At 44.4% G+C, this 14,497-nt stretch carries 17 protein-coding genes; 11 read left to right on the top strand and 6 right to left on the bottom strand.

The window, feature by feature from the left end; genetic code table 11:
* Window positions 1–27: 27 nt before the first annotated feature.
* Window positions 28–867, top strand: a complete 840-nt coding sequence (locus NYE45_RS24490; RefSeq protein ID WP_062837980.1) for a MetQ/NlpA family ABC transporter substrate-binding protein — start codon at window positions 28–30, stop codon at window positions 865–867.
* 119 nt (window positions 868–986) lie between these two features.
* Here the strand turns inward: NYE45_RS24490 and NYE45_RS24485 are convergent, their stop codons facing one another.
* Window positions 987–1,946, bottom strand: a complete 960-nt coding sequence (locus NYE45_RS24485; RefSeq protein WP_340014364.1) for a DUF2167 domain-containing protein — start codon at window positions 1,944–1,946, stop codon at window positions 987–989.
* Between the two features lie 212 nt (window positions 1,947–2,158).
* Between NYE45_RS24485 and NYE45_RS24480 the strand changes: the two genes are divergently transcribed.
* Window positions 2,159–2,938: an SDR family oxidoreductase gene (locus NYE45_RS24480; protein WP_340014363.1), complete on the top strand. Its 780-nt coding sequence runs from the start codon at window positions 2,159–2,161 to the stop codon at window positions 2,936–2,938.
* A 139-nt stretch (window positions 2,939–3,077) separates the two neighbouring features.
* On the opposite strand, the gene NYE45_RS24475 is transcribed toward NYE45_RS24480, so the two are convergent.
* Window positions 3,078–3,323, bottom strand: a complete 246-nt coding sequence (locus NYE45_RS24475) for a NifU family protein (protein ID WP_053783253.1) — start codon at window positions 3,321–3,323, stop codon at window positions 3,078–3,080.
* A gap of 80 nt (window positions 3,324–3,403) precedes the next feature.
* On the opposite strand from NYE45_RS24475, the gene NYE45_RS24470 reads away from it, so the two are divergent.
* Window positions 3,404–3,658 (top strand): YuzB family protein, encoded by a 255-nt coding sequence (locus NYE45_RS24470; RefSeq protein ID WP_074096376.1) that lies wholly within the window; start codon window positions 3,404–3,406, stop codon window positions 3,656–3,658.
* Here NYE45_RS24470 and NYE45_RS24465 read toward each other — a convergent pair.
* Window positions 3,655–4,716 (bottom strand): NAD(P)/FAD-dependent oxidoreductase, encoded by a 1,062-nt coding sequence (locus tag NYE45_RS24465; protein WP_340014362.1) that lies wholly within the window; start codon window positions 4,714–4,716, stop codon window positions 3,655–3,657. The two genes, NYE45_RS24470 and NYE45_RS24465, sit on opposite strands and share 4 nt — an antisense overlap.
* Before the next feature lie 234 nt (window positions 4,717–4,950).
* A complete protein-coding gene (mqnE, locus tag NYE45_RS24460) occupies window positions 4,951–6,057 on the bottom strand; it encodes an aminofutalosine synthase MqnE (RefSeq protein WP_062837975.1) in 1,107 nt (368 codons plus the stop codon).
* A 444-nt stretch (window positions 6,058–6,501) separates the two neighbouring features.
* Here mqnE and NYE45_RS24455 point away from each other — a divergent pair, with 444 nt between their 5' ends.
* The 8 genes from NYE45_RS24455 (at window position 6,502) to NYE45_RS24420 (ending at window position 12,478) form a co-directional block, all read left to right on the top strand.
* The gene (locus NYE45_RS24455; RefSeq protein ID WP_253440679.1) at window positions 6,502–6,858 is read left to right on the top strand and encodes an iron-sulfur cluster assembly accessory protein; all 357 of its coding nucleotides are present in this window, start codon (window positions 6,502–6,504) and stop codon (window positions 6,856–6,858) included.
* Between the two features lie 236 nt (window positions 6,859–7,094).
* Window positions 7,095–7,736, top strand: a complete 642-nt coding sequence (locus NYE45_RS24450; RefSeq protein WP_340014361.1) for an NAD(P)-dependent oxidoreductase — start codon at window positions 7,095–7,097, stop codon at window positions 7,734–7,736.
* Between the two features lie 253 nt (window positions 7,737–7,989).
* The gene (locus NYE45_RS24445; protein ID WP_340014360.1) at window positions 7,990–8,385 is read left to right on the top strand and encodes a hypothetical protein; all 396 of its coding nucleotides are present in this window, start codon (window positions 7,990–7,992) and stop codon (window positions 8,383–8,385) included.
* Between the two features lie 137 nt (window positions 8,386–8,522).
* Complete coding sequence (locus NYE45_RS24440; RefSeq protein WP_340014359.1) at window positions 8,523–8,924, top strand: 2'-5' RNA ligase family protein; 402 nt, start codon at window positions 8,523–8,525, stop codon at window positions 8,922–8,924.
* A 362-nt stretch (window positions 8,925–9,286) separates the two neighbouring features.
* A complete protein-coding gene (locus NYE45_RS24435; RefSeq protein WP_340014358.1) occupies window positions 9,287–10,171 on the top strand; it encodes an effector binding domain-containing protein in 885 nt (294 codons plus the stop codon).
* Window positions 10,172–10,343: 172 nt separating this feature from the next.
* Window positions 10,344–10,922 carry a hypothetical protein gene (locus tag NYE45_RS24430; protein WP_340014357.1) on the top strand — a complete coding sequence of 193 codons (579 nt, stop codon included), beginning with the start codon at window positions 10,344–10,346 and terminating at the stop codon, window positions 10,920–10,922.
* A gap of 150 nt (window positions 10,923–11,072) precedes the next feature.
* Window positions 11,073–11,951, top strand: coding sequence for an EamA family transporter RarD (rarD, locus tag NYE45_RS24425; RefSeq protein ID WP_062837946.1), 879 nt, complete (start codon window positions 11,073–11,075; stop codon window positions 11,949–11,951).
* A gap of 185 nt (window positions 11,952–12,136) precedes the next feature.
* Window positions 12,137–12,478, top strand: coding sequence for a hypothetical protein (locus tag NYE45_RS24420; protein WP_340014356.1), 342 nt, complete (start codon window positions 12,137–12,139; stop codon window positions 12,476–12,478).
* Here NYE45_RS24420 and NYE45_RS24415 read toward each other — a convergent pair.
* Window positions 12,464–12,943, bottom strand: coding sequence for a hypothetical protein (locus tag NYE45_RS24415; protein WP_340014355.1), 480 nt, complete (start codon window positions 12,941–12,943; stop codon window positions 12,464–12,466). The genes NYE45_RS24420 and NYE45_RS24415 overlap by 15 nt on opposite strands.
* 253 nt (window positions 12,944–13,196) lie before the next feature.
* Window positions 13,197–14,210, bottom strand: coding sequence for a glycosyl hydrolase 53 family protein (locus NYE45_RS24410; protein ID WP_340017435.1), 1,014 nt, complete (start codon window positions 14,208–14,210; stop codon window positions 13,197–13,199).
* Window positions 14,211–14,497 lie beyond the last annotated feature (287 nt).

Genomic DNA, 14,497 nt, shown 5'->3' with positions numbered 1-14,497 from the left:
AAAATGATTAGAGAAGGGGTTTTACACATGAAAAAATGGTCTATTGCTCTACTTAGTCTTATGTTGATTGCGGTTCTCGCAGCTTGCGGAAACAACAAGGACGCCGATAGCGGCGCAGACAATTCAGCAGGTGCACCACGTACAGTTGAATTGAAAGTTGGAGCTTCACCTACACCACACGCAGAGATTCTGGAAAGCATCAAGCCTGAACTGGAAGCACAAGGGATTCGTTTACAAGTCGTTACGTTCAATGATTATGTTCAACCCAACCAGCAACTTGCTGATGAAAAATTGGATGCAAACTTCTTCCAGCACCAGCCTTACCTGGACACAGAGAATAAAGAACGTGGATTCAATCTCGTTGCTGTAACACCTGTTCATGTTGAGCCTTTTGGCGGATACTCCAAAAAAATTAAGTCCTTGGATGAATTGGCAGATGGCGCAAAGGTAGCGATTCCGAATGACCCATCCAATGGTGGACGTGCGCTGTTGTTGCTCGCGAAGGAAGGTATTATTACGCTGAAAGACAACACAAATATTACTTCTACGATTCAAGATATCACAGCAAATCCGAAGAACCTGGATATCATTGAGCTGGATGCAGCCATGATGCCTCGTCAGTTGGATGAAGCGGATCTGGTATTCATCAACGCTAACTATGCGCTTGAAGCGAACCTGAACCCGGCGAATGATGCTTTGCTGATCGAAGATCTGCAAGGTAACCCATATGCAAACATCCTCGTTTCCCGTGAGGACAACAAGGATGCCGATGCAATCCAAAAACTGGCTGCTGCTCTGCACTCCGAAGAAGTGAAAACATTCATCAAAGAACGTTATAAAGGTGCAGTTGAACCTGCAACTGAATAATTCACGATATGTATGATATGATGTGAAGTTTGTAAGAAATAAGCCGTATATCTCTCCAGAAGAGATATACGGCTTATTTTATGTTTCCTAGTCTGTACTGACGTGAGAATCAACAAGGATCAGGGCTTATCTTGTTTATCTGCGTTGGATGGATGCCCAGATTGGCGGTAATAGGATAATTCATTCTGATCAGCATATTGCTGCTCATCTGCTTCTTGCAGGTACGTCCTCTCGGAGGGAGAGAGTGTTTCTTCTTCTCCATGTGAGCTTTTGATCTTGTATCTGATCCACCCGATTAGCCCAAGAACGACAACCAGGATCAAGGCCCATCCTTTTTTGAGCAAAAGAAGAGCACTGAATTTCTGGGAAGCTGTGTATCCGATCCCGCCCATCAGAAGACTGTTGAGCCCTATGGTGGATGTTTTGTCAGTCGAAGCATTGTACTCCTCATAGGTATATCCTGCATTAATGCTAAGTTGATTAAGGACCGTTTCCTCGAATGCCTGGCGGCTCTGTTGAAAGTTGGTCGTATCTGTAACCAGAATGGCTGTGATGTAGCCTTCGCGTGTCAGAAGCTTTACATTGTAATTCACCATGGCTTGCTGATCAGCATTCTTGAAACCAAGGGAGTAGACCAACTGATGCTTGCTCTTATCATATGCCGGTTCGATTTCCCATCCTGTTATGTACGTTCTATATTCAGGATCAAGCTCTCTGTTGTCTTCTTCTGTGCCTCGGATATAACTGCTTAACAGTTCTTCAGCACTCAAATTTTGATCGTCATCATGAATATGACCTGTCTTCACGTACTCGAACACGACATACCACGAGCCGAATTCGCTATTGCTCGTTAGGCTTCCGATTTCATTCCCGTTAGGCTTTCCACCACTGTTAAGTATCGAACGTTGGGTATTGGCCTTATCCAGATAGGAATGGCTCTCAGGGACTTCCAGGGTGGCCTTACCGTCCAGAGAGACAGATGCTGGTCCAGTAATCCAATCGTACTCATCAGGTGCCTGCTCAGTCTCATTTGCCGCTGATACCTGTAGGGCACTAGAGATTGTGAATAAACTCAGCATCAAAAGTGTAAGAAACGATATCCATCTTTTGTTCTTCATGTTCATGTTGAGGTCCTTTCGGGTTATATCCTCGACAGTATCACAGGTGTCTGATTTCGATCAAGATATATTTGGAATTATAGGTGGATACTTCCTTAGAGATAACCGAGTTGTAGGAGGAGGATAAATCTTTTATACTGGATAGTGACTGCTCTTTGAAGAGGGGGATGAACGTGAAGGGAAAGGTTGCCCTCATAACGGGAAGTGCCAAAGGTCTTGGTAAAATGACGGCCCTCAGTCTGGCAGATCAGGGGTGTCATATTGCCCTCAACTATGTACACAGCAGAACAGAAGCTGAGGCTTTAAGGGCTCAGATTACAGCCAAGGGTGTGCGGTGCATTGCCATCCAGGCTGATATATCCAAGGTGCAAGATATTGCTTCATTGGTTGAACAGGTGGAAGACAAGCTGGGCAGTATTGATATTTTGGTAAATAACGCGGGGCCATTTGTCCGTGAGCGTCGATTATTTGCGGATTATGCTGAAGATGAGGTGCAGATGCTTGTACAGGGGAACCTGTTGGGGCCCATGTTACTGGATCAGCGTGTATTGCCAGAGATGAGACGCAAGCAATGGGGACGCATTATCCATTTTGGCTTCAGTCATGCCGGAGAAGCGAGATCCTGGCCCCACCGCGCAGTGTATGCGGCTGCCAAGGTGGGTCTGGTATCTTTTACGAAGACACTCGCGGTTGAAGAAGCTCCTTATGGAATTACGGTTAACATGGTATGTCCAGGAGATATTCGCGGTGCCAACAAGGAAAAAACGATTGATGAGATGGCAGGCATCACCGACGAGGAAACGCCAAGAGGACGACCCGGTAGCGGGGAAGATATTGCACGAGTCATTACGTATCTGTGCCTTGATCATTCCGATTTTATAACAGGCAACATTATGGATGTATCTGGAGGACTTGATCCGATTCGTCCAACCATACAGCGCGAGGATACTTAAAAGGTGAATTGAAGGACGTACGTGGAAAACTGGTCAAGGTGACAGTGAGAAATGGACTCTCTGCATATGCACACAAAAAAAGAGCCCTCCGCTTCATGCGAAGCGAAAGGCTCTTGAGGTTTATTTCGTGAAGGATTGATTAGAATACTTGTACGACTTCTTGTACACCCTCAACTTCTTCGAGAAGGGCGCGTTCAATCCCGGCTTTTAAGGTAATGGTGGAGCTTGGGCAACTGCCGCAGGCACCGACCAGTTTCAGCTTAATGATGCCGTCCTCCACGTCGACCAGTTCCACGTCACCGCCATCGCGTTGCAGGAACGGACGAAGTTTGTCAAGCACATCAGATACCTCATCGTACATGGTGCTTTGTGCGTTTTCGCTCATATTGTTCAACTCCTTTCCTTCCTATATTATATTACAAATGGCCATAAATTAAAATGGTCAAACAAAGCAGGTGAACTTAAATGAGACCGATTATTGAATTTTGTGCCAATAATATGCATTTTGGCACAGATGAAGTCATGGATCAATTGGAAGAAAATCCAGACTATGATGTGATTGAATACGGCTGCCTCACCAATTGCGGCCAATGTTCTATGACTCCTTTTGCACTGGTGAATGGTGAAGTTGTCATCACGGACAAAGTGGAAGATCTATATAACGCCATTCTGGCCAAAGTTGCCGAAGCCGATGTCTGGGACGAGCTCGATCTCGACTAACCGAGATGACGCTTGGACATCCAGAGCACACCACTTTTCAAAATACGAGGTACACGTCCCATCATGGACGTTTTGCCCATCAGCCCAAACCCGGACTTCTTGCCGAGTGCACCCAGTGTGCCACGAAGCTTGAGTGGATGTGGATTGGGCTTTTCGCCTTTCCAGAGGGCATGCTGAATATGGGCGATCTGCTCACCCTGCACTTCCGCAGCTTGACCGCTAGGTGCATAAGGCACACTCGCACAGTCACCAACAACATATACATCGGTATATTCCGGGATTTGGTAGAATTCATTCAGGACGACACGTCCTTGAGGGTCTTTGGTTACGTCCAGATCCTGTACCACTTTTACGGGCTGAATGCCTGCAGTCCATACGACAGCATCCGTTAGGATCTGTTCATCCCGGTTATAGATGGCATTCGGTTCAACACGTGAAATAGCGATATGTCCACGTGTCTCTACCTGATGTTCGTTGAACCATTCATGTACATACACGGACAGACGTTGTGGGAAAGCGGATAATACACGCTCGCCACGATCCAGAATGCTGATGTTCAGATCGGGTCTGCTCTCACGAAGTTCGGCTGCCATCTCGACACCACTTAATCCGCCGCCAACGATATGCACATTGCCATAGGCTTTGATCTCATTAAGACGCAGATAGGTCTCGCGTGTTTTGCTGAAGCTCTGAATGGTACAGCTGTAATCTTCGGCGCCTGGTGTGTTGTGGAAACGGTCTGTACAACCAAGTCCGATGACAAGCTTGTCGTACACGAGCGGGTCTTGGCCTTCAAATTCAATCTGACGCTGTTCCAGGTCGATCGAAGTAACTTCTCCATAACGGTAAGTGACTTTATCGCTCACGGGAAATTGGATACGCAGGTCATAATCGGATACGGTTCCTGCTGCGAGTGCGTAATATTCTGTCTTTAATCCCTGAAAGGGGCTGCGGTCCACCAAAATAATTTGTGTATCGGATGGAATTTTACCTTCCAGAAGTTCCTTGATGATGGTGAGGCCGCCATAGCCGCCTCCAAGAATGACGAAATTTTTCATGACTCGGCTTCCTTTCTGCATCAGTCCCACTGAAATGGGGCTGTAACCTGTGGAGCAGCTATGCAATAACATAGCTGCTCCTTTTGTTTGGATTTGAATTATTGAAAAATAGACATTGAAAATTGAAGATATAAATCAGCAGTTTGCACCACTCGAATTCAAACGTCTCCCTATAATGAAAGTAGCGTCCTGGAGTGATGCTGGTGCAATATAGTTATAGATGGTGTTAATTTACTATTCGTACACTTCAATTTCATTGTAGAACGTATCACGTTCTACCGGAATACGCCCTGCACCTTTAATTAGCCAAATGAGCTCTTTACGGGTGAGGCCTTCAGGCGTTAGTGCACCTGCAGCATGACTAATTCGTTCGCGAACGATCGTGCCATGTGCATCCGAAGCACCGAATCCAAGGGCGACTTGAGCCAGTTGAGGACCGATGTTGATGAAGTAGGCTTTGATATGATCGATGTTATCCAGCATCAAACGGCTGATCGCAATTGTTTTGAGATCCTCATACGCCGAGTTACGACGCATAATGCTCGCGTTTTTACTTTTTGGCTGCATGGAAAGCGGGATAAAGACCATGAATCCGTTGGTCTCGTCTTGCAATTCACGAATCTGCGCCATATGGTTAACGCGGTCCTCATAGGATTCAATCGATCCATACAACATCGTAGTATGCGTACGCATGCCCAGGTTATGAGCGGTGCGGTGAACCTCGAGATAACGATCCACGTTCGCTTTGTCTACACGCATTTTTTTGCGATATTCATCCGACAAAATCTCAGCGCCGCCGCCAGTCAATGTTTTCAGACCTGCTTTTTGCAACTCCTGTAGAACTTCCTTAATACTGAGTCCGCTGATGCGAGTGAAGAAATCAATCTCGGCTGCCGTGTAGGCTTTCAGCGTAACATCCGGATATTTCTCGTTTAAAGCACGCAGGGAATCGACATAATACTGAAAAGGAACATGGTTATTATGTCCGCCTACAATATGGAACTCTCTTACGCCTGGATGAATATGCTGTTCCACATAATCGATCATTTCCTGACCGGACAACGTATAAGAGCCATCTTCACCCTGGTCTTTGCGGAAATTACAAAAAGCGCAGCGAGCTTCGCATACGTTTGTAAAATAAAGACTCATGTTTTCGATGAAATACACTTTCTTACCATTCTTCCGCAGGTTGGCCTCATTGGCCAACTGGCCCAAAGTCAGCAGATCATCTGTTTCATACAGATATACGCCGTCTTCTACGCTCAGCCTTACGCCGTTCTGCACTTTCTCAACGATTTCAGCCATTCTTTTGTCTGTGAACGGTGTTACCAATGTAGACATACTGTTTCCTCCTGTTCTTAACCGGAATTGAGTTGTGTGTAGAATCTGCATACAGAACTACATAGCAAAGATGCGGTCATCTGCCGCTTTCTTATTGGACTAACTCTTATTTACCCGGTGCAGCGTATGCTGCAAATGAAAGCTAAATTTTTTCAAAAAATGGAGTCTGTTGACTCATATATGCATTGGGGACTGCGTTGCAGTCTCGAAATGTGAAAAAAATTACAACTCCAATTATGACCATCGTCTGAATAAGTCATGACAAAATATCGACATTTCAGTGCGACCACCTATTCATTATAAACCTCGTGTCGCGGGGGTTCAATACACTGGGAAGAAAAAGGAGTTCAGGGGGAACGCGGAAAGAGGCAAACATGACTTGAGACCCTTGACGGGGTGGAGTATAATTTAAAGAAGAGTTAATGAAAAGGAGAGTGACCTGGCATGATTAACATCAGCGAAACGGCTGCTGACAGATTGAAAGAGATGCTTGCACAGCAAGAGACACCTGGTATGTTCCTGCGTCTTGGCGTAGCACCGGGCGGTTGCACCGGATTTTCGTACGCCATGGGCTTTGACGATAAAGAGTCCGATGAGGACTTGTATATGGATATTCAGAACATGAAGGTTGTAGTCGAGAAGGAAAACCTGAAATATCTGAATGGACTTGAAATTGATTTTGAAGAGTCCGGTATGTCGGGTGGGTTCACCATCCATAATCCTAACGCGGTAGCGACTTGCGGCTGTGGATCATCCTTCCGTACGAAGGAAGATGCGGGTGTGCCTGATAAGGATTGTTAAGAAACTGAGTTGTGCAATGGTTTCCCAATCTTGTTTTGAAATAAGCAGTATGAAATCCCTTTAATAGATAGCCTCTGAATTGTATCCGTTTTGCACGGGCATGATATCAGGGGCTTTTTTGTGTTTATTGTTTGTTACATGGTTGACAATATATATTGTAACTATTATAGTTACATTATGAAGCTTGAACAGAACAGAACAGAACATAACTTAACATAACTAAAGGAGAGATTATGATGAAAATTGCGATTATTGGTGCTACAGGTAAAGCAGGAAGTTTGATTTTGAAAGAAGCGGCAGACAGAGGGCATGAAGTAACGGCAATCGTTCGTAATGCATCCAAATTGGAAGATAAGTCCCTTAACGTATTGGAAAAAGAAGTTTTTGATCTCACCTCAGAAGATATCAAAGGCTTTGACGTTATCGTAAACTCGTTCGGTGCAGCTCCAGGGCAAGAGCATCTTCATGTTGAAGCTGGACAAGCGTTGATCAACATCCTGAAAGATGCACCAAACACTCGCTTGATCGTCGTGGGTGGAGCAGGTAGCCTGTTCACAGACGAGTCCAAGACATTGCGTGTCTTTGAATCTCCAGGGTTCCCTGATGCATACAAAGCAACTGCAACGAACCAAGGCCAAAACTTGCAGGATTTGCAAGCATCTTCAGGTATTCAATGGACATTCCTGAGCCCAGCTGGATTCTTTAATCCAGAAGGCGTACGTACAGGCAAATATCAAGCAGGTAATGACGTAATCCTGGTCAACAGCGAAGGCAACAGCTACATCAGCTATGCTGACTACGCGATTGCTCTGGTGGATGAGATCGAGAACCCACAACACAAAAACGAGCGCTTTACCGTTGTAGGCGAAGCGAAGTAATACTTTTAAATGATAATAATGAACATACAAACGGACGTTGATCTTAACAGATTGGCGTTCGTTTTTTTGTTATTGAAGAGAGATGTTCTGCAATAACGTTAGACAGGTTAGATGATTATCGTTTAACTTCCAACTACTCCTTTGAATATATGTTATATTATTCTAAAGATGGGAAGGTAATGTGATTGTGTGAAAGCCATCTTCTTTTCATTGGAATTTCTGCGAGTTCAAAAGTATAAGGGAGTGAACAGTTGTGAAGATGTATTCTAAAGGAGTTATATTATTGATATTTGTGGTTTTAATGATTAGTGTATCGAGTGGTTCAGGGTTATCCCAATATACAAACGTTAAAAATACGATGAATCAAATTCACATCACTTCTCTTTATCCGAAAAATAAGAATGGACAGACATATGGTTCTGCCGTAAATGCGACTTCTCCAGAAACCGAACCTGATTTATTCTTGGCTACTGGTGTGGATGGCACAGAAGGATATCTGCTGAAAAAAGACATGGATGGCGAGCAACCAAAAACACCTGAAGAAGCTATTGCGATACAGAACAGCAGATCACCAGACGGATGGGATATTCCACTGTATGACAAGGATGGTGAAACCGTAATTGGTGTGTTTCGTGTTGGAGGAAAGTGAAAGTAACTCAAATGGAATCTAATGTGACGCTACCATGAAACGTTAATGAAATGAACACCACTCGGCAGTTGATCAAAAGGGTCGGCTGCTTTTTGACTTTAAGCTTTATTTAGTTTGCTAAAGGACGTGAAGATAATATGAAATACTTCATTGGAATTACCCCTCCAGATGATTATAAAGAAAAAATTGTGGCATTTCGTGATCGTTGGTCCAGTAATCGTCTTAATGATGTAGTCGAGCCTCATATCACTGTAAAAGCGCAGGGTGGTCTTACCGTTGATCTTCATTGGTTAGAAAGTGTGAGACAGACATGCTCTTTAATGCCGATTTTTCAATTATCGTTATCAGGACCGGGATCGTTTGGAAGTGATGTTACATTTCTTAGTGTTGAAACGAGCAATGTCATCGAGTTACATCGAAATTTGGTAAAAGCGATTTCTCCAGCACAAGAACTTTTAGACCGTTACTTTGAAATGGATAAATATCATCCTCATTTAACCTTGGGGCAAACCTATTGGGGTATGAACGAACTGAGATAGAAGAAATGAAGCTCTTAACAATGAAGGAATTGGCTCCTTTCCCGACCTTTAATGTCAATTATGTACGTGTATATAAAGAAGTTAAACTAAATAAATACGTACCATTTGAAGACATTCAATTGGGAACTGAAAAAGTGAAGTGATTCAAATATCAGGAACATTAGTTCAATAAAACAAGGAAACTCCCGATCAAAGTTACAGGGGGAAATCTTTCCCAAATTCAGAACGGTACTTAAAAAGTCAAAGCTAACGGACAAAATGTTCAACATATATCTTTCGACGGATACGAAACTTAATTGCGCACAAATAGTTGCGATACGAAAACCTAACGAAACTATACTTTTGTTGAGAGGAGGGATGAGATGGATTGGCTTATGAGGATGAATCGGGCATTGGATTATATTGAAATGAACTTGGTAGGCGAGATCGAATTGAAGGAAATTGCTCAATGTGCTTATTGTTCTTCACATCAGTTTCAGAGAATGTTCTCGTTCATTACTAATGTTTCACTTGCGGAATATATACGAAGAAGACGGCTGACTCTCGCTGCAATTGAATTGCAGAATAGTGATAGGAGAGTTGTTGATATTGCCATAAAGTATGGGTATGAATCACCGGTATCATTCGCAAGAGCTTTTCAATCGTTGCATGGTGTTAATCCAGCCATGGCTCGTGAAGAAGGGACTGCTCTCAAAGCTTATCCTCGGCTTTCCTTCCTTATCTCAATTAAAGGGGAAGAGCCTATGAACTATCGTATCGAAACAAAAGAAAGATTTGAAATATTTGGAATAGAGAAAGTGTTTCAATTAAATGGGGTAGAGACCCCAGCAGAATTATGGAAGCAAAGCCACGAAAACGGTGAGGTTGAAAGACTTGCTGCAAATGCTGGTGACCTACCAAACTCTTTGAATTCGAATTATCATAAAGTGCATGCTGTGTGTAGCTACAAAAAAACTGGGGAGGATACTTTCCCATACATGTTGTGTGCATTTAAAGGTGAAACAAGTAAAGCGGATGGTTACACAAGTATAACGATACCAGCACACACGTGGGCGATCTTTTCCTCTGATCCTTTTACATGGGATAAATTCGATGAAACCATTGAAACCTTATATAGACGATTCTTTTCTGAATGGCTTCCTACTACAGGATATGAACAGGTCGACGGAATGGAATTTGAAATTACTGGTGGTAAAGATGGACTGAATTTTGTTGAGCTATGGTTTGCTGTAAGAAAAATATCTTAGTTTTATTTCTTTTAGATTATTCTTGAATGGTAACTTAATAAAGACAAATGGAGCAACCAACTGTGTCCGATTGGTTGCTTCGTTGTTCATTCACTAATGGCCAGAGAAAATGCAACATTTTTCCTGTTAAACAGGTCAATAAAGATGTACGAATTAACGTTATGAGAAGAAGGTGGGGAAACTGAAGCTTCGTATAATCACGTTAATATTTTTTATATCCACCGTGTTCTTTATCTCAAATGCACAAGATGCTAACGCTTTGTCATGTGTTGAATCGGGAAGCCCCCAAGAAGAGTTAGAAATATATGATGGAGCTGTTTATGGTGAAGTAAAGCAAGTAAAGGTCGACTTGAAGCAAGAGGGGTTTACGGGGACCAAAGAGAAGATTAGATATATTTTAGTGGAAGCTGAGAGGAGTTGGAATACGGAAGTTGACTCTCAACTCATTATCGCAACTAACTTCACTTGGGGGTTTGATTTCAAGGAAGGCAATAAATATTTAATATACTTTAGCGAAGCGGATGGCGAATTAAGTAGTAGTCCGTGCAGTTCGACCATCGAAATGAACAATATTAATCAAGCAACTGAACTATTCGGGGAAGGATATCCACCCAAACAACAAGTAAACGTAGAACACAAAATGTGGTTTATGTTTGAGCAGGATATTGATTTGTATATCGTAGGTGTAGTCGTAATTGCGGCGATCTTTGTCTTCTTTATGAGAGTAAGAAAGAAAAAGCGCAAAGTATAATCTCGCTGCGCTAACGTGAAGCTTTTGCTCAAAGAAAAAGCCAGTTGAACGAGAGGTTGACTTCCTGCATGACCTATTACCCCTTTACTTAAATGAGGATCGAGGCGTATAATCCGTTGAGACATCACAGGGGTAAGAGGGGAAAAAGTTATGAACAGTGGATTAATCAACGCGATCATTGCGTATATCATGTGGGGGGTTCTCCCGCTGTATTGGAAGTTGTTTGAAAATGTACCGGCAGGCGAGATTCTGTCGCACCGGGTTGTCTGGTCGTTCGTCTTTATGGGGATTTTCGTTGCCGTCCAACGTCGTTGGGGTGACATGAAGCGCATTCTGACCAGTCGTTCGACCTTGCTGTCCCTGACCGCGAGTGGGCTGCTAATCGCTATTAATTGGTTGATCTTCATCTGGGCAGTTAACAATGGTCATGTCGTTGAGACCAGTCTGGGCTATTATTTGAACCCGTTGCTGAACGTGCTACTGGCGGTTGTCTTCCTTCATGAAAAGCCAAACCGTGGCCAATGGCTCGCGATTGCCATCGCTGGTGTCGCGGTGCTCATCATTGCCATCGACTACGGACGTTTCCCATGGGTTGCGATCTCGCTGGCCGTGTCATTTGGCTTGTACGGTCTGGCGAAGAAGAAGATTAAGCAAGACGCTTCTGTGGGCTTATTTTCGGAGACAGCTGTAGTTCTGCCCGTCGCACTCGGCTACTGGATCTACTTGGCCATTGTGGGAAAAGCAACGGCATGGACACTGCCTGCGCCGATGTTCTTCGAACTGCTGCTTTCCGGCGTGGTGACGGCGCTGCCGCTGCTTTTCTTTGCACGGGCAGCCGCTCGGATGTCGTTGTCCACACTCGGCTTCGTACAGTACATTGGGCCGACGATTATGCTGATCTTGAGTGTGTTCGTGTTCAAGGAAACGGTCTCGCCAGTTCTGCTCGTAGGTTTCGCGCTGATCTGGACAGCGCTGATCGTATACGCTGCCGCATCGATGCGTGCTACCAGACTTGCTAAGGTAAGCTGAACAGAAGAGTCATTCTGGTATTTCCATAATTACCCTGTCCGCCAATGAGGTGGGCAGGGCAGTTTTTCGTTTGTGGGGAACGATAGGTCGATAAAAATTATAAAGGTAGCTGATCAACCTTATGGTAAATATAGGGGCAGTGTTCATAAAAGAGGTAATCAAAAAACGAGGAGGTAATAGATAATATGATGGTTAGTGACCGTTACCGTAAACGTGATCCGTTCTTTGTAAAAAATGCTGTAGTTCAGATACTATTTCAGTTTGCAGTTTCAGCGATAATCGGTGGTATATATGGATTTATAATGGTCAACGAGACGGTAGGTAGATATATTAATAAACTATTACCGAGCACGGAGGGTCCGGATCTTCATTTATATCTGCCCGTTGTGGTTACGGTGTTCATCTACTCATGCTTTATTCAGAAGAAAGAACGGATTTTTCTTGAAAAAATCTCATTTAGTTGCCTCCATATTTTTGTTGCCCTGCTAGGCTGTGTTTCTTCGGTTGTCGTGTTATTGGTGATCTAATCCAGATTCTGCTGTATCCACAGCCTCAGCCCCATCAACTGCATCAATTACCCCCACAGCGAGCGTTGTCACCGCAGCAGCAGCTAAAAGATTCTTGGCGCCAAGCTTGACTCTGTCCTTATCTTCCTCTTTCAAGCCCACGACGACATCCTTACCACCTTTATACACATACTTGGCTGATATCGCTACACCTTTTGCAGTATTGGTTACGGCACCTCCAATATCGGCAAGTCCCGCCTCTATGGCGGTATCATCTTTACGGATCGCACCACTCGCCAGATCATATGTCCCGCTAGCCAGTTGTCCAACGGTTTTGCCTGTATTAATCGTAGCTTTTTCTACGCCGTTCCCGATCTCTTTGATAAAGGGGCTTCCAGCAAGTTCACCTACAACCCGCACACTGCCGCCCAATACTTTCCCGGTAACTTCTCCAGCCAATTGCCCCATCCCTTTTAAAAAACTCATCCATATTCCCCCGCTCCAATAAGAAGTTGATCCTATGTGTTATCTCAATAAACTTATTATATTCATATGTAAGCCAAAAGAACATCAGTCTCCAGCCCGAGTGGTGCACCCCTCCTCGATTGATCGCGACACACTTTAGAAGTGCCTCATAGAAGCAGCAACGTAGTGGAGGGGGCGGAATCGATTCAACGATCCGCCCCCGGAACGCCCACCACGCTGCCCCCAAAGCCCACACTTCTAACCTCTCCGTGTTCTAGTCAATAAATCCTTCCATGACAGCTGTTGGCATCATATTCGATTGCCAAGCACCCTTACCGTATCCACTGTTATAACCTGGTGTAGCCTGAGGCTCCCAGTAGAATACGCCTTTCCCTTTGCCATTCGGCAGATTGCGGATTTGGTTTTTCATCGCCGCAACAAAACTTTTACCTGCTGCAGCCTGGTTATTATCCATGCCAATTTCGGAGATGATGATCTCTTTGCCATAACGGTTGATCATATCCTTGGCATTGTTTACCGTATTCGTCACAGCTGTGTTCCAGCCGGAAGCCGAAGGGTAGAGGGACATGGCAATCATGTCAAAGTTAGCTCCATTATTGATTAGACCGCCAATATTCCATACATAGAGGGCATTATCATCTCCACCCGCCAGGTGCACAATGGTTTTGGTGCCGCTGCTCAGGGATTTCACTGCATTATGGCCTGTGTTCACCAGCCACGCATAGTTTTTCATGTTAGTGGATGCTTTGCCATCTTCCCATAACATGCCGTTGCTTGTTTCATTCCCGATCTGTACCCAGTCTGGGGTAACGCCTTTGCTTTGCATTGCGGTCATGACATCACGTGTGTGATTCCACACTGCATCCATGAGCTGTTGGAAGGTATAGTTTTTCCAGGCAGCTGGTTTGGTTTGTTGACCAGGATCTGCCCAGGAGTCGCTGTAGTGCAGGGTGAGCATCACGCTCATGCCGGCATTTTTGGCACGTTGTGCGAGTGTAGCCGCACGATCCTTATTCATGTAACCGTTCCCATAATCATTCGAAGGATTGACGAATACCCGAATACGAACGGAGTTGATTTGATAGTCGTTTTTCAAAATATCAATGATGTCACGCTGAACCCCATTTTTATCTTTCCATTTGTAACCTTGGGCTTCCATTCCGGGAACCCAGCTGATGTCGGCTCCTTTGGCGAAACTTGGTGCTGCGCTGGCATGCTGACCTGCGGGCAACATGATGGAGGTGAATAACAAAACAAAAGCCAACATGATGGATGTCTTGAAACCCCTTACATTTTTAATCATTACAAGATGCCTCCTCGGATTTGGGTTGAGTTGCATCCTAATTATAGCCATTCTGGTTTACTCGACTAAAGGGTCCATTTCCAATATTTTGGGTGTTTTCTCAACCTCTCCACCTAAAAAGACAAAACAAAAAGCCGTCCGAAGACGGCTTTTCTACCCGTGGCGCTTTTTGAAACATTGATCCGTATCCCGCGCCTCCACCAGACTCATTTTATTTTGAGCTAGTAGATCGGGTAAGGGACACGTTCAAC

Source organism: Paenibacillus sp. FSL K6-1318, assembly GCF_037976905.1.
Lineage (GTDB): Bacteria > Bacillota > Bacilli > Paenibacillales > Paenibacillaceae > Paenibacillus > Paenibacillus amylolyticus_A.
The sequence above is the reverse complement of the archived record's forward strand: the minus strand, read 5'-3'. Positions and strand labels throughout refer to the sequence as shown.